General features: G+C 57.8%; 16 protein-coding genes. 11 read left to right on the forward strand and 5 right to left on the reverse strand.

Annotated features, from left to right (window positions below):
• Nucleotides 1-87: 87 nt before the first annotated feature.
• The 7 genes from pspF (at nt 88) to H598_RS27020 (ending at nt 6,717) form a co-directional block, all read left to right on the forward strand.
• On the forward strand, nt 88-1,143 hold the full coding sequence (gene pspF, locus H598_RS0115540; RefSeq protein WP_028113815.1) for a phage shock protein operon transcriptional activator: 1,056 nt from the start codon (nt 88-90) through the stop codon (nt 1,141-1,143).
• Between the two features lie 69 nt (nt 1,144-1,212).
• The gene (gene sapA / locus H598_RS0115545) at nt 1,213-2,817 is read left to right on the forward strand and encodes an ABC transporter substrate-binding protein SapA (protein WP_028113816.1); all 1,605 of its coding nucleotides are present in this window, start codon (nt 1,213-1,215) and stop codon (nt 2,815-2,817) included.
• Nucleotides 2,817-3,848, forward strand: coding sequence for an ABC transporter permease subunit (locus H598_RS0115550; RefSeq protein ID WP_028113817.1), 1,032 nt, complete (start codon nt 2,817-2,819; stop codon nt 3,846-3,848). Before sapA ends, H598_RS0115550 begins: the two co-directional genes overlap by 1 nt.
• A complete protein-coding gene (locus H598_RS0115555; protein ID WP_028113818.1) occupies nt 3,835-4,725 on the forward strand; it encodes an ABC transporter permease subunit in 891 nt (296 codons plus the stop codon). The genes H598_RS0115550 and H598_RS0115555 overlap by 14 nt, the downstream gene beginning before the upstream one ends.
• Nucleotides 4,725-5,720 (forward strand): oligopeptide/dipeptide ABC transporter ATP-binding protein, encoded by a 996-nt coding sequence (locus tag H598_RS0115560; protein WP_028113819.1) that lies wholly within the window; start codon nt 4,725-4,727, stop codon nt 5,718-5,720. Before H598_RS0115555 ends, H598_RS0115560 begins: the two co-directional genes overlap by 1 nt.
• The gene (locus tag H598_RS0115565) at nt 5,717-6,505 is read left to right on the forward strand and encodes an ATP-binding cassette domain-containing protein (RefSeq protein WP_028113820.1); all 789 of its coding nucleotides are present in this window, start codon (nt 5,717-5,719) and stop codon (nt 6,503-6,505) included. Before H598_RS0115560 ends, H598_RS0115565 begins: the two co-directional genes overlap by 4 nt.
• Complete coding sequence (locus H598_RS27020) at nt 6,502-6,717, forward strand: GDCCVxC domain-containing (seleno)protein (RefSeq protein WP_084144502.1); 216 nt, start codon at nt 6,502-6,504, stop codon at nt 6,715-6,717. The genes H598_RS0115565 and H598_RS27020 overlap by 4 nt, the downstream gene beginning before the upstream one ends.
• An 85-nt stretch (nt 6,718-6,802) precedes the next feature.
• On the opposite strand, the gene H598_RS0115570 is transcribed toward H598_RS27020, so the two are convergent.
• Nucleotides 6,803-7,378, reverse strand: coding sequence for a sugar O-acetyltransferase (locus H598_RS0115570; RefSeq protein ID WP_028113821.1), 576 nt, complete (start codon nt 7,376-7,378; stop codon nt 6,803-6,805).
• 140 nt (nt 7,379-7,518) lie between these two features.
• Here H598_RS0115570 and H598_RS0115575 point away from each other — a divergent pair, with 140 nt between their 5' ends.
• Nucleotides 7,519-8,469, forward strand: coding sequence for a LysR family transcriptional regulator (locus tag H598_RS0115575; protein ID WP_028113822.1), 951 nt, complete (start codon nt 7,519-7,521; stop codon nt 8,467-8,469).
• Nucleotides 8,470-8,511: 42 nt separating this feature from the next.
• Here H598_RS0115575 and H598_RS0115580 read toward each other — a convergent pair whose 3' ends face one another.
• Nucleotides 8,512-8,997 (reverse strand): YajQ family cyclic di-GMP-binding protein, encoded by a 486-nt coding sequence (locus H598_RS0115580; RefSeq protein WP_028113823.1) that lies wholly within the window; start codon nt 8,995-8,997, stop codon nt 8,512-8,514.
• A 179-nt stretch (nt 8,998-9,176) separates the two neighbouring features.
• Here H598_RS0115580 and H598_RS0115585 point away from each other — a divergent pair, with 179 nt between their 5' ends.
• Together H598_RS0115585 and H598_RS24645 are read left to right on the forward strand one after the other, a co-directional pair.
• Nucleotides 9,177-9,542, forward strand: a complete 366-nt coding sequence (locus H598_RS0115585; RefSeq protein ID WP_245595609.1) for a VanZ family protein — start codon at nt 9,177-9,179, stop codon at nt 9,540-9,542.
• Nucleotides 9,527-10,420 carry a ketopantoate reductase family protein gene (locus H598_RS24645; protein ID WP_051252786.1) on the forward strand — a complete coding sequence of 298 codons (894 nt, stop codon included), beginning with the start codon at nt 9,527-9,529 and terminating at the stop codon, nt 10,418-10,420. The genes H598_RS0115585 and H598_RS24645 overlap by 16 nt, the downstream gene beginning before the upstream one ends.
• A 42-nt stretch (nt 10,421-10,462) precedes the next feature.
• Here H598_RS24645 and thiI read toward each other — a convergent pair whose 3' ends face one another.
• From thiI to pomA, 3 genes are all read right to left on the reverse strand, one after another.
• Nucleotides 10,463-11,917 carry a tRNA uracil 4-sulfurtransferase ThiI gene (gene thiI / locus H598_RS0115595; protein WP_028113825.1) on the reverse strand — a complete coding sequence of 485 codons (1,455 nt, stop codon included), beginning with the start codon at nt 11,915-11,917 and terminating at the stop codon, nt 10,463-10,465.
• Nucleotides 11,918-12,055: 138 nt separating this feature from the next.
• On the reverse strand, nt 12,056-12,979 hold the full coding sequence (locus H598_RS24650) for a flagellar motor protein MotB (protein WP_035416089.1): 924 nt from the start codon (nt 12,977-12,979) through the stop codon (nt 12,056-12,058).
• Between the two features lie 9 nt (nt 12,980-12,988).
• Nucleotides 12,989-13,753 carry a flagellar motor protein PomA gene (gene pomA, locus H598_RS0115605; protein WP_028113826.1) on the reverse strand — a complete coding sequence of 255 codons (765 nt, stop codon included), beginning with the start codon at nt 13,751-13,753 and terminating at the stop codon, nt 12,989-12,991.
• A gap of 175 nt (nt 13,754-13,928) precedes the next feature.
• Between pomA and xseB the strand changes: the two genes are divergently transcribed.
• Nucleotides 13,929-14,168, forward strand: a complete 240-nt coding sequence (xseB, locus tag H598_RS0115610; RefSeq protein WP_028113827.1) for an exodeoxyribonuclease VII small subunit — start codon at nt 13,929-13,931, stop codon at nt 14,166-14,168.
• Nucleotide 14,169 lies beyond the last annotated feature (1 nt).

Raw genomic sequence — 14,169 nt, forward strand, 5'->3', positions numbered from 1 at the left:
GAGTTTTTCTGAGGCTTTATTTTGAGCAAGGGACGCCCTATTATGAATTCCACTAATAATTAGTAAATCACGCTACATCAGGGACCGATGACCAACTCTTTCAAACAAGACAACTTAATTGGCGAATCCAATGCCTTCCTCTCCGTGCTGGACCATGTGTCACAGGCGGCACCGCTGGACAAACCGGTATTGATCATCGGCGAACGAGGCACAGGTAAAGAGCTGATTGCCAAACGTCTGCACTTCCTGTCTCAGCGCTGGGAACAGCCTTACATCACCCTGAACTGCGCCGCCCTCAATGAGAATCTACTGGAAAGTGAGCTATTTGGCCACGAATCTGGTGCCTTTACCGGCGCAGGCAAACGCCACGAAGGACGCTTTGAGCGGGCGCATAAAGGCAGCCTGTTTCTGGACGAGTTGGCCAACACCTCCGGCCTGGTGCAGGAAAAATTACTGCGAGTCATTGAGTACGGCGAGTTCGAACGGGTCGGCGGCGCCCGCAGTGTCCGCACCGACGTGCGCCTGATCTGCGCCACCAACGAGGATCTGCCTGCCCTGGCCGAGCGCAGCGAGTTTCGAGCCGACCTACTGGACAGGCTGGCATTTGACGTGATTACTCTGCCCCCACTGCGTGAGCGCACCGACGACATCCTGCATCTGGCTGACCATTTCGCCATCAATATGGCTCGGCAGCTATCGATGTCGATGTTCCCCGGCTTCACCAGCAAAGCCCAGCAGGCACTGCTGGAGTTTGACTGGCCCGGCAACGTCCGTGAACTGAAGAACGTGGTGGAGCGCAGTGTCTACCGTCACAACAACGACGCCCTGCCGGTGCATCAGATCATCCTGGACCCGTTTGAGTCCCCCTGGCGACCCGCGCAGAGAATCAAGACTCAGGACCGACAACCGGCCGCGGCCTCAGCCACTGCAGCCGCCGCAGAGGTCGCCACGCCAACCAGCCCGGCCAGCAACCCGGCGCCGGTGTTGCCACTGGATTTTAAGGACACGGTACAAAACTTTGAGGTCAACCTGTTGAAACAGGCGCTGGAAGAGAGTCAGTTCAACCAGAAACGTACGGCAGAGGTACTGGGACTGAGTTACCACCAGCTGCGGGGCATCCTGAAAAAGTATGATCTGTTATGAAATCAAGCTAATGATCGCCAGCCCCAGCTTTGATACACTAGCCGGATCGCATCGACGTCAGTTAAAAACATGGCTAACTTTCGTGCTCTCGCACTGCTGCTGATTCTGGGCTCACTGCTCGGATGCAGCAAGACCGACTCCTCCCTGACATCGGGGCTGGTGTATTGTTCTGAAGCCAATCCAGAACTGTTCAACCCGCAGCTGGTCACCTCCAGCAGCACCCTGGACGCCAGCTCCAAGCAGATCTACAACCGTCTGCTGGGGTTTGATGACATCAGCGGTCAGCTAGTGCCTGAGCTGGCCAGCCGCTGGGAGATGTCTGAGGATGGCCTCAGCTATCGCTTTACCCTGCGCCAGGACGTCTGGTTTCAAAGCAACGATCGCTTCACCCCAAGCCGGCCGATGAACGCCGATGATGTGTTGTTCAGTTTTTTGCGCCTCATCGACACCGACCACCCTTACCACCGGGTGAATGGCGGCCAGTACCCCTTCTTTCAAAGCATCGAACTGGCCGACAACGTACGGGCGCTGAACCGATTGTCTGACCATCAGGTTGAGTTTCAACTGCATCAAGCGGACGCTACCTTCCTCACCAACATCGCCACCGATTTTGCCGTGGTGCTGTCGGCGGAGTATGGCGCACAGCTGCAACGGCAGCAGCGCATGGAGGAGATCGATTACCTGCCCATAGGTACCGGTCCGTTCCAGCTGGTGAACTACCAGAAAAACCAGTACATCCGTTACCGGCGTCATCCCGACTACTTCGGTGAGCCCGCTGGCGTCGACCAGCTTATCTACGACATCACCCCGAATGCCACCAACCGCATGATCAAGCTGATTGGCGGCGACTGTGACGTGGCGGCACTGCCTCAGGTGGGGCAACTGTCGCTGATGCAGGAGTACAACGACCTGCAACTGGAGGCTCAGCCAGGATTCAATGTGGCCTACTGGGCGTTCAATACCCAGAAACCGCCGTTCGACCAGTTGCCAGTCCGCCAGGCCCTGGCCATGGCGGTAAACCGGCAGAAGATCATGCAGGCGGTGTATCACAATACCGCCGCTCACGGTCAGGGGATGCTGCCTCCGATCTCCTGGGCCTATGAGGACCGTGGCACCAGCCTGCCCTACAACCCGGCACTGGCCAAAGCCCAATTGGAACGACTGGGCCTGGGCACGCTGAGCTTTGATATCTGGGCGCCGCCCATCGGCCGCAGCTACAACCCCAATGCCATCAAGACGGCCGAACTGATTCAACAGGATATGGCCGCCATTGGCGTGCAGGTGCGCATTGTCAGCTACGACTGGAACCTGTTTACCAGCCGGTTGCGACAGGCGGAACACGATACGGTGCTGCTGGGCTGGAACGCCGACAACACCGATCCGGACAACTTCTTTACCCCGTTGCTGAGCTGCAGCGGACTGGTCTCCGGCACCAACCATGCCCGCTGGTGCAACGGCGACTTCGATCGGCTGCTGAGCGAGGCACGTACCAATGAAGACCGAGCCCAGCGACGCATTCAATATCAACAACTGGAGCAACATGTGCAACAACAGGTTCCGGTGCTGCCCCTGGCGCATGCCACTCGAACCCTCGGGCGAGTCCGCCAGCTTCAGGGACCGATATTGACCACGGTCGGCGGTATCAAATTTGCCCAGGTTAAACGGGTCGAGTAATGCTTAACTACCTGCTACGAAGAATTAATCTGTTTGTCCTCACCACCCTGATGCTGTTTGCGGTGGTGTACGCGGTCACCCTGGCGCTGCCGGGTGAGCTGGCAAGCAACCTGTCTGGCATCGCCGACCCCACCGCAGCCGAGATGGCGCAAATTCAGGACGACTACAACCTGAATCACGGCCCGGTGCTGGGGTACCTCACCTACGTGGTAAAGCGGATCAGCGGCGACTTCGGCGTGTCTCTGAACTCCGGCGAGGCCATTGCCGACCAATTGTTGCAAGTGCTGCCAGCCTCGCTGGAACTGGGAATATTGTCTATCTTCCTGGCGCTGCTGATTGGTGTTCCCATCGGGATGCTGGTGACATTGAGCCGCAATGCCACCCTGCAACGGCTGGTGATGACCATCACCCTGCTGGGCTTCTCGGTGCCGGTGTTCTGGCTTGGGCTTTTGCAGATCATCACCTTCGGCATCCAGTTTGACTGGCTGCCGGCGTCCGGGCGCATCAACCTGATGTACGACATTCCCGACTTCAGCGGCCTGCTGCTGATCGACATCCTGCTGTCGGATGCCCCCTGGCGCGGTGCGGCCATGATGGACGCCTGGGCCCACCTGATTCTGCCGATGTCGGTGGTCATGGTGTTGCCGCTGACCATCATCATCCGCATTACCCGAGTCTCGCTGGCGGAAGAGCTGGAGAAAAATTACATTCGAGCCTTGGAAGCCCGGGGGATCTCCCGCTACCACCTGATCATGAATCACGCCCTGCCCAATGCCATGGCCGGGGTGATTCGAGTGCTGGGCCTGCAATTGGGACCCATCGCCAGTTCAACCATCATCGTCGAGTTGCTGTTTTCCTGGCCCGGCGTTGGTGCCTGGCTGGTGGCCGCATTGCGCCAAGGCGATTACACCGCCCTGCAGGGGGGGGTACTGGCCATCTCCCTGTTCATCGTATTCCTGAGCATCTTGTTCGACATCGCGCACACGGCGCTCAACCCCATCAGCCGGAAAGAGATCTATGGGCGAAATTAACATTTACTACGAAGAGAAAATCCCCTCTTTGTGGCAGACCATCTGGGACAGCTTTACCCGCAGCCCGTTGGCGCTGATTGGCCTGTGGTCGATGATGCTGATCCTGTCCATGAGCGTACTGGGGCCGCTGATTGCCCCCTACTCGGCCTCCTACCAGGATCCCAACGCCCTGCTGGTGCCGCCCTCATGGGCCGATACCGGCACCGTGGAGCACTTCCTGGGAACCGATGATCTGGGCCGGGATCTGTTTTCCCGTATTCTGCATGGCGCCCACCTGACCTTTGGCTACGCACTGATCATCGTGCTGTTGTCACTGGTGTGCGGCTTTCTGATTGGCAGCCTGTCTGGGATGACCAAGGGACTGAAAGCCAGTGTCCTCAGCCACCTGTTGGATACCCTGCTGTCGATGCCGTCGCTGGTACTGGCGATCCTGTTTGCCGCCGTCTTGGGGCCCGGGCTGTCTAATGTCATCTGGGCCATTGGCTTGTCACTGGTACCGCGCTTTGTGCGTACCATCCACAACGCGGTTCATGAAGAGATGCAGAAAGAGTACGTGGTCGCCGCTCGCCTCGACGGCGCCACCGCCTGGCAGGTGTTCTACGACTCGATTCTGCCCAATGTCTGGAACCCGGTGGTGGTGCAAACCACCCTGGCGTTCTCGGTTGCGATTCTGGACATCGCTGCCCTGGGCTTTATTGGCCTGGGTGCTCAATCCCCCTCTCCGGAATGGGGCGCGATGATCGAACAGGGTCTGGATAACCTGCTGACCGCCCCCTGGACGGTCACCATGCCCGGGCTGGCGATTCTGTTCAGTGTACTGGCAACCAACGTCGTCGGTGACGGCCTGCGCCACGCCTTGCTGGAGGGTCGCCGCTGATGCACCTGCTTGATATCCGCAACCTCAGCATTGAGCTGGATACCCCCCACGGCTGGCTGGTGGCGGTGGAAAAATTCAGCCTGACGCTGCAGGAGGGCGAAATTCACGGCCTGGTGGGTGAATCCGGATCCGGCAAGAGTCTGTTGGCGCAGGCGATCATGGGCATCACCGACAAGCGTACTCGAATCATCGCCGATCGTTTAAGCTGGCGCGGCCAGGATCTGCTGACCATGTCGGTGAAAAAACGGCGCCAATTGATGGGCCGGGACATCGCCATGATCTTCCAGGAGCCGGCATCGTGCCTGGATCCCGGCAGCCGGGTCGGTGGCCAGTTGATCGAAGCGATGCCAACCCCAGAGGGCGTACCCTGGTGGCGCCGCAACCGTGCCCGCAAAGAGCACGCCATCAAGCTGCTGCACCGGGTTGGCGTCAAGGATCACCAGCGGGTGATGCGTGCATTCCCGTGGGAGTTATCGGAAGGACTGGCGCAAAAAGTGATGATCGCCATGGCGGTGTCGCACCGGCCCAAGTTACTGATCGCCGACGAGCCCACCACCGGGCTGGAAACCGCCACGGCGGCTCAGATCTACCGGCTGCTGTCACAGCTGAACCAGACCAAGAGCGTGGCCATCCTGCTGATCAGCCACAACCTCAACTCGGTGGCACGTTGGAGCCACAACCTCAGCGTGCTGTATTGTGGTCAGATGATGGAATCCGGCAGCGTTAAGACGCTGATCAAAGATCCGTTCCACCCTTACACCAAGGCGCTGCTGGCCAGTACCCCCAGTGCCAATATGTCCCTGCTGCCCAAACACCACCTGGATACCCTGGACGGCATGATTCCACCGCTGCAACACCTGCCTATAGGTTGTCGACTGGGGCCTCGCTGTCCCTATGCCCGCAAGGAGTGCGTCAATCCGCCTCGGATTGCCACCAAGAGTGGCCACGCCTATCGCTGCCACTTTCCCCTGAGCCAAGAGGAGGATGCCCAATGACCGCCCCATTGCTTGAGGTGAAAGAGCTGTCGAAACGCTTTCCCGCCGGCTACCGGCGTTTTCGCAAGGTGTACGACACCGCCCTGGAGCCGATCTCTTTTGAGCTGTACCCCAATGAGACTCTGGCCTTCGTCGGCGAAGCCGGATCCGGACGCACCACCCTGGCCCGCATCCTGGCCGGCGCCGAAGATCGCAGCAGTGGAGAGATTCTGCTGGAAGGCAAACAGCTGGAGATGCACGACCATAAGCAGCGCTGCAGCCTGATTCGAATGATTTTCCAGGACCCGACCACCTCGCTCAACCCCAGGTTGCGGATTCGGCAACTGCTGGAGGAGCCGCTGAAGTTCAACACCAGCGAGAGCAAAGAGGAGCGGCAGAAAACCGTCAACCGAGTGCTGAAGAAGGTGGGCCTGTTGCGTGAACATGGCGATTTCTACCCGCACATGATCTCCCACGGCCAGCGGCAAAGGGTGGCCATCGCCCGGGCCCTGATGCTGTCACCGAAGATCATCATCTCCGATGAGGCGTTATCGGGACTGGACTCGTCGCTGCGGGCTCAGTGCGTGAACCTGTTGCTGGAACTGCAGCAGAACCTGGGGCTGAGCTACATCCTGATGTCCCACGACCTCGGTTCTGTGCGGCACATGAGCGACCGGATGATCGTGTTGAAACGGGGCAAAATCGTCGAACAGGGTCGCACCATGGAGGTGTTTGCCAATCCGCAGCACGATTACACCAAGCGTCTGATTGACGAGCAGATGCTGACCATTGAGCGTCAAGTATGACTGTGGTTCTGCACTCGACCCTCACCTGCCCCCACTGCCAGTTTCAGGCACACGAAGTGATGCCGACCGACTGTTGCCTGTGGTTTTATCCCTGCCCAAACTGCAAACAGATGCTGACCCCAAAGGCCGGCGACTGTTGTGTTTTCTGCTCTTATGGGACGGTTTGCTGCCCGCCGGTTCAACAAGGGCTATGCGGCTGCTCTAAAAACTAAACAAGGAGCCTTACGGCTCCTTGTTTCAACCCGGCATCCGAACTGAGTTCCGAAAATTCTCGAACTGGAACTCTGATGGTGACACCTACTGACTGCACATTTCCACACTTTCCCCTATCTCTAAACGGCGAATGCAGCGGGCCGGTGACCCCGCCATCAGCGTCAGCGGTTCGACATCCCGGGTCACCGTTGAGTTAGCGGCAATGACCGCGCCTCGACCGATGGTCACCCCCTGGGCTATCACGACACTGCCGCCAATCCACACATCGTCTTCCACCACGATGGGGCGACAGATGGTCTGCCAATTCCGGCGCTGGTGATAATCAAGAGAATGGCCGGCGGTATAAAACTGACAATTGGGGCCAACCATCACATTGCGCCCCAGGGTAATGCGCGCCCCATCGAGCATGGTCACCCCCATGTTCAGGAAGCAGCGCTCCCCCATCTCGATGTGACGCCCAAACTCACAATGAAACGGCGGCGTAATCCAGCAGCCCTGCCCCAGAGTCATCAATGACCGAAACTCCTGCTGCGCCTGTTCAACACTCTCGGCGTGGTTGATTCGTTGCTGAGCCTGATAGGCCAGGTGTTTGATGCCGTTGATATAGGAATCGCCGCCATCGTAATCCAAGCCCGCCAGCATCTTTTCGTATTCGGTCATTGCAGTCACTCTTCAACATTCCAAGGCACGGTGGTACCCGCCACCAACAATGGGATCATTATGGCGTTGAACTGATATCTACAAAAGTGAATTAATGTCCGTTATGATTTTCCAAAATGGAATAACGTATCGACGCCGCCATGTCCTTTGAACAACTGTCCCGACTCGATCTCAACCTGCTGATCTGCTTGCATGTGCTGCTGGAACAACGCAGCGTCACCAAGGCAGCTCACAAGCTGCACCTCAGCCAATCGGCCATCAGCAAAAGCCTGTCTCGCCTGCGGACGCAGTTTAATGATCCCCTGTTCCTGAGACAGTCCCATGGGCTGGAGCCTACTCCTTACGCCCGAAACCTGGCAACGCCGCTGAAGCAACTGCTGGGGGCGGTTGAAGCCCTCACCACTCCCGGTGACTTTCAGGCCAATCGCAGCGAGCGCTGCTTTATGATGGCGATGGTTGAGACCATGTACCCTCTGTTGTTGCCACAGTTTCTCACCGAACTGCAGCAGCAGGCTCCCTTGGTGACCATTGACGCCCGAACCTGGGCCAGCGACAGCCTGGAACGATTGGCCCGGGGAGAGCTGGATTTTGGCATTACCGGCAAAGACATCCACTTTCAGGATGCTCGCCGAACCCTGCTGCCGCCAAAGGGCATCGTCTATGAAGAGTTGTATCGGGACTCACACTGCTGCTTGGTGCGACGGGGCCATCCGCTGTTACACCAGAACTGGGACCTGGACGCCTACCTGTCGGCCCGGCACCTGCAGGTGCGCTGCGATGAGCACGAACATTGGCTACTGGATCTGAAGCTGGCGGAGCAGCAACGAAGCCGGACCATTGCCATGCACGTGCCCGATTTCAACAGTGCCGCCAGCGTTTGCGCCCATACCGACCTGATACTCACCGCCCCCGGCCGCTATGCCCGACATATCGAGGCAGGGTTGAATCTGGTCATTGTGCCACTGCCAATGGCACTTCCCCCCATCTCCTATACGCTGTTCTGGCATCAACACCATGACAGCGATGCCGGCCACCGCTGGTTCAGGGAGCTGATTCTGTCCCGATGCCAGCAGTCAACGCCTGAGCCATAAAAAAAGGAGCCGTCTGGCTCCTTTTTCACAAGGCGTCATGGTTTAGTCGCGGAAGTTCTCGAACTGGAACGGCTGCCCCAGATCCGCTTCCCGGGTCAGGGCCATCACCGCCTGCAAGTCGTCACGCTTCTTGCCGGTGACCCGCATCTTATCGCCCTGAATCTGCGCCTGAACCTTAATCTTGCTGTCTTTGATGGCCTTAATCAGTTTCTTGGCCACGGCCTGCTCGATGCCCTGCTTAAACTTGCAGTTGCGGGAGAAGGTTTTACCACTATGAACCGCTTTCTCGTCCACCTCCATGGCCGACGAGTCCACCTTACGCTTAGCCAGGCTGCCGCGCAGAATGTCTTCCATCTGCCGCAGCTGAAAGTCGCCTTCGGCTTTCATGATCACCACCATATCGCTCAGCTCGAAGCTGGCTTCCACGCCGCGAAAATCGAACCGGGTGGTCAGCTCTCGACTGGCGTTATCGACGGCGTTACGTAACTCAACTGCATCCACTTCAGACACGATGTCAAACGAAGGCATGGTTTACTCTCCATAAACTGAGGCGGTGGCGTTGACCGGCCACCAGAAATTAAGCTGTTGATGTGAGTCAGAGTTTACTCTCTCTGGGGCCGGAGACAATCACCTCGAGGTAAAACTCTGACCTGGAAAGCCTCGCTCAGGAGTGGGATTTATGGCCGCAGATCGCTATTATTGCCCCCATGATGATTTTGACCTCCCCCAGCCCGCAGCAGCGACAATGGTTTCGATTCAGCCTGTTATTGGTGATCGGCGCCTTCTCCTACCTGCTGTTTGGCGAACCGAGTTACCCTCAGCCTTTCAGCCACACCGACAAGCTGGGCCACCTGGCCGGGTTTGCCACCCTGGCACTGCTGCTGCACCTGGCGTTTGACTGGCCCAAGAGCTGGCAGTTCGCCGTACTGGCGCTGTACGCCGGCCTGGTGGAACTGGTGCAGTCTTATCTGCCCTACCGCCAAGCCGACCCCATGGACTGGCTGGCCGACATGGCCGGAGTGCTGATGTTCCACCTGTTTCTGGCGGCGGTACGACGATGGCAGCGACCCTAGCCATTCTGGGCGGCGGTGCCATTGGTCAGTTGCTGGCGATGGATCTCTGCCAGCAGCAGCACTCTCCGGTATTGCTGACCCGTCCAGACTCCGCCTCCGGGATCATTCGGCACCAAATGCAGCGCCTGGATGGCTCTGTTCAGCATCACAGCCTGCTCCACGCTCCCAGCAACCAGCCTCAGCACTGCGATGCCGTGCTGATTACCACCAAGGCGTACCAAGCGGAAGCGGCTCTGGCACCGGTGCTGGCCTGGCTACCCGCCTCGACCCCCATCGTACTGCTGCATAATGGCATGGGCCCGCAACAGCGACTGGCACAGCGCTTCCCCACTCACAACTGGTGGGCTGGCATGCTGACCGACGGCGCCCTCAAGCGGGAGGCGCACTCGGTGAATCATACCGGCCAGGGCGTGCGTTACCTGGGGCCGCTGGCCGGACAGGGGCGGATGCCCGAGGCGGTGACCGACATCGGTTTTGTCAGCGAAGCGGCCATTTTGCCCCGGTTATGGCAAAAGCTGGCGGTGAATGCCCTGATTAACCCGCTGACCGCCTGTTATGGTTGTGCCAACGGCGAACTGATTCGCCCCGGTTATCGAGCCGAGTTGCAGCGGCTCAGCGACGAGTTAGCTGCGGTGGCCAAAGCCGAAGGCATTACAATGACGGCGGAGCAGATTCTGACATGGTGCCTGAGTGTGGCCGAGGCCACCTGCGGCAACCGCTCATCGATGCTGCAGGACATCGGCGCCAACCGCAGCACCGAAATTGATGCCATCAGTGGCTTTGTGGTGGAACGGGCCCAGGCTCATGGCCTGAATGCCGACGCTCATCAGCACAACCTGACCCGGGTCCGTCAACTCAGCGACCGCGCCCAGGCATAAAAAAAACCGCCAATAGGCGGTTTTTTTTCGGCATCGACACGCTTAAGGGCGGTATACCTTTACGTTGTCATAGCCCTGCTCTTTCAGGTACAGCGCCTGCAACTTACTCATGACGCCGCGATCGCAATACAGCAGATAGGTGCGGCTCTGGTCCAACTCCTTAAAGGCGGAACCCAGCTTGAAGAACGGCAGAGTCACCACATCGACACCGTCCATCAGCAGCGGTTTCTCCTCTTCCTCTTCCGGCGCCCGAATGTCCAGCACTACGGCACCGGCGGTCGGCGTGTCCACGGTTTCCATCTCGGTCACCCGAGCCTGTTCCTCTTTTGCCACGTCGCGAATGTCCATCACTTTGGTCTCCGCCATCACCCGTTCAATCAGGTCTTCAGAAAACTTGGCTTCTTCCGCCTCGATTTTTGACAGCACCGCCTTCACCGTTGGCTTCTGGGAGATCACGCCGCAGTATTCCGGCATTGCCGCCGCAAAACTCTCGGTACCAATCTGGCGGGCCACGTCGATGATCTCCTGCTTGTCCCAGGTCACCAGCGGACGCAGAATCACGGTATCGGTGACCTTATCAATGACGTTGAGGTTAGTCAGGGTCTGGCTGGACACCTGGCCCATGGCTTCCCCGGTCACCAGGGCAGGAATGTTGAACCGCTGAGCCACCTCACTGGCCACTCGCATCATCATCCGCTTAAGAATCACGCCCATCTGGCCGTTGTCGACCCGCTCGAGGATCTCTTCCACCACGGGTTCAAACGGAACCGAGATGAAGCGCACTTTGTGTGAGGAGCCGTATTTGTGCCACAGGTAATAGGCCACCTGCTTAACCCCCTGCTCGTGGGCGGCGCCACCGAGGTTAAAGAAGCAGAAATGGGTCCGAGCGCCACGCTTGATGCACTGGAAGCTGGACACGCCAGAATCGAATCCGCCGGAGATCAACGACAGGACGTCTTCCTGGGTGGCAATGGGGAAACCGCCCATGCCATCGTGACGCTTCTCCACCAGATAGAGTTTATCGTCTTCGATTTCCAGGCCGATCACTTCATCGGGATCCTTGAGGCGAACACCGGCCGCTTCGGTATGCTGGTTCAACCCGCCACCGACGTAACGCTCCACCTCCAGTGAATTGAAGTCGTGCTTGCCGCGGCGTTTGGCGCGTACGCAGAAGGTTTTGCCTTTCAGGCGCTCGGTGAACACCGGCAGAGCATGCTGAAAGATGTCGTCGATGGTTTCAAAGTTGTACTGACGCACTTCCAGGAAGTGGTGGATACCGGGCATGTTTCTCAGGGACACCACCAGCTTGGCGGTGTTGTCGGCATCATCAAGGCTGCTGGTCGCACTGATGTGATCCCAGTTAAAACGCACGCGCACGGACTCGTCGGTTTTCCGCAGCACGTTGCGAATGTTGGACTCGAGCAATTTACCGAAGCGCTTGCGCACCGATTTGCTCTTGATCATGATCTCGGGATGCAGCTTGACGATAAATTTCATGAGCTTCCTGTACAGGCAAAAAAACAAAGCGCGGCATTATACCTGAGCTTAGGGATTCGGGAAACAACCAGGAGATGGCCAAAACCACATTTGAAGCGAGAGTGGGCCGAAGAACACCGCGTGTCTTCGGCCCGGAAACTACTGGATTGCCGGAATCTCTTCCGAAAGTTTAGGCTTACCCTGAGTGATCGCAATCTCGACCCGGCGATTTTTGGCCCGGCCTTTGGCATCATCGTTGCTGACCAGAGGCTGACTGTTGGCCTTGCCAATGACCTCCATCCGCAGCGGGTCGAAGCCTTCCACCTTGATCATTTCATGGGCGACCGATACCGCCCGTTGCGACGACAATTCCCAGTTAGAACGGTATAACTCGTTCTGAACCTTGGCGTTATCAGTATGGCCGGTGACAGTGACAATGCCTGGCACGTCTTTCAGCAGGTCGGCCACCGCTCGAATGACCGGCCGGAACTTTGGTTGCAGAAACGCGGAGTTCGCCGGAAACGCCCCCTTCTCACGAATGCGGATAACAATCTGCTGCCCCAGGGATTCGATCTCGATGGCACCGTCTTCGACCTGCTCCTGCAGTTGCTGAGCCAGCTTTTTCGCCAGCGCATTGGCACTGGCCTGAGTCTGAGAGGACGCGCTGGTGTCTTCACTGGCGCCGCCCTTTAATTTGCCGTCGTTGCTCTGCTCGCTGCCTGCAACCGGATCGGCACCGGGCTCAACGTCAAGGTGATTCTTCGTGAACTCAATGGTTTGCTGGTTGATGACTTCGATGGGTGTTGGTTCGGGGCGACCAGGGCGAAACTCCTGAGCAATGACCGAGGTTCCCTTGGGAATGTCCTTCACCTCCAGCTTATTCTGTACCCCGAACGCGTACTTCATCGAGCCGGCAATCTGCTTAAACTTGAGTACGTCCATCTCAGAGAACGCCAGCAACAGCACAAAGAAGCACATCAGCAGGGTGCTGAGATCGGCAAAGGTGGCCATCCAGGCGGGGGCGCCGGGGGCGACTTTCTTTTCCGGTGGAGCGGCGTCGTCACCGCCTGCGCTAAGCGTCATCTGTGGCATCTACTCTTCGGTGGTGGAAATTTTTCGCTGATTTTCATTGAGGTAATTCTTCAGGAAGCCCTCGATCACCCTGGGGTTCTGGCCATCCTGAATTGCCAGCACCGCGTCCATGATCAGGCGGCGATTGAGCATCTCTTCGCTCATCCTCAGTTCCAGTTTATCGGCAATGGGCGCCGCCACCATGTTGGCAATGATGGCACCATAGAGGGTGGTCAGCAAGGCGACCGCCATGGCGGGTCCGATGGACTTGGGATCGTCCATGTTATTGAGCATGGCCACCAGGCCGATCAGGGTGCCGATCATCCCCATCGCCGGGGCAACGTCAGCCAGGGCACGAAAGATACTGGCGCCGAACTGATGGCGCTCGATGGTCAGCCCGATGTCCTTAGACAGCGCCTGACGCACCACGGTGGCATCGTGGCCATCCACCAGCAGGTCGACCGCTTTCTGCATGAAGCTGTTGCTGATCTCCGCCTCTTCCAGAGCCAAAAAGCCGCCCTTTCGAGCCGAATCCGCCATCACCACCGATTGTTCAATCAAGGCTTCGGGCTTGTCCAGCTTGAACATAAAGGCTTTCGCCGCAATTTTTACCGCACCGAAAAACTGGCCGATATTGAACTTCATCATTACAACGAACAGCGAACCGCCCACAACAATGAAGATAGAGGGGAGGTTGATGAAGACCCCAGGGTCACCGCCATTCATCATTGCCATAACGATGAAGGCAAAGGCGCCAAGAAGGCCAATAAGGGTCGCCAGATCCACGAAATCTCCTGAAGTGTCTGAATTTTCGGCTGTCCCCGAGGGGAACATCGATTGCCTATTGTCTTTATCGGTCCGTCGCAGCGCAAGTTTAATGAAATTTAATGTTAAGCAGCCACTGTCATTGATTCGACGGGCACAAACAAGTACCTTTGTGCAGCAATTCAAGGAGCCTATCATGGCAAAAAAACCGGACAATCTTAGTTTTGAACAAGCTCTGGCAGAACTGGAACAGATTGTTGCCAATCTGGAACAGGGAAATGTGCCGCTGGAACAGGCACTGAAGCAGTTTGAGCGAGGGATTCACCTCGTACGAGCCAGCCAGCTGAAATTAACCCAGGCCGAACAAAGCGTGCAGATGCTCACCAAGGATGAGGAAGGCAACGCGCAACTGGTTCAGTTCGATTCTCAGGAGTAAC

This window comes from Ferrimonas kyonanensis DSM 18153, from assembly GCF_000425405.1.
GTDB lineage: Bacteria > Pseudomonadota > Gammaproteobacteria > Enterobacterales > Shewanellaceae > Ferrimonas > Ferrimonas kyonanensis.

Bases quoted from the DNA above. Each gene is read 5' to 3' on its own strand.
- H598_RS24650 (WP_035416089.1), bottom strand. From the start codon at position 12,979: ATGACGCTTAGCGCAGGCGGTGACGACGCCGCTCCACCGGAAAAGAAA.
- H598_RS0115560 (WP_028113819.1), top strand. From the start codon at position 4,725: ATGCACCTGCTTGATATCCGCAACCTCAGCATTGAGCTGGATACCCCC.
- H598_RS0115565 (WP_028113820.1), top strand. From the start codon at position 5,717: ATGACCGCCCCATTGCTTGAGGTGAAAGAGCTGTCGAAACGCTTTCCC.
- thiI (WP_028113825.1), bottom strand. From the start codon at position 11,917: ATGAAATTTATCGTCAAGCTGCATCCCGAGATCATGATCAAGAGCAAA.
- H598_RS0115555 (WP_028113818.1), top strand. From the start codon at position 3,835: ATGGGCGAAATTAACATTTACTACGAAGAGAAAATCCCCTCTTTGTGG.
- xseB (WP_028113827.1), top strand. From the start codon at position 13,929: ATGGCAAAAAAACCGGACAATCTTAGTTTTGAACAAGCTCTGGCAGAA.
- H598_RS0115550 (WP_028113817.1), top strand. From the start codon at position 2,817: ATGCTTAACTACCTGCTACGAAGAATTAATCTGTTTGTCCTCACCACC.
- H598_RS0115585 (WP_245595609.1), top strand. From the start codon at position 9,177: ATGATGATTTTGACCTCCCCCAGCCCGCAGCAGCGACAATGGTTTCGA.
- H598_RS0115575 (WP_028113822.1), top strand. From the start codon at position 7,519: ATGTCCTTTGAACAACTGTCCCGACTCGATCTCAACCTGCTGATCTGC.
- H598_RS0115580 (WP_028113823.1), bottom strand. From the start codon at position 8,997: ATGCCTTCGTTTGACATCGTGTCTGAAGTGGATGCAGTTGAGTTACGT.
- H598_RS27020 (WP_084144502.1), top strand. From the start codon at position 6,502: ATGACTGTGGTTCTGCACTCGACCCTCACCTGCCCCCACTGCCAGTTT.
- H598_RS24645 (WP_051252786.1), top strand. From the start codon at position 9,527: ATGGCAGCGACCCTAGCCATTCTGGGCGGCGGTGCCATTGGTCAGTTG.
- pspF (WP_028113815.1), top strand. From the start codon at position 88: ATGACCAACTCTTTCAAACAAGACAACTTAATTGGCGAATCCAATGCC.
- sapA (WP_028113816.1), top strand. From the start codon at position 1,213: ATGGCTAACTTTCGTGCTCTCGCACTGCTGCTGATTCTGGGCTCACTG.
- H598_RS0115570 (WP_028113821.1), bottom strand. From the start codon at position 7,378: ATGACCGAATACGAAAAGATGCTGGCGGGCTTGGATTACGATGGCGGC.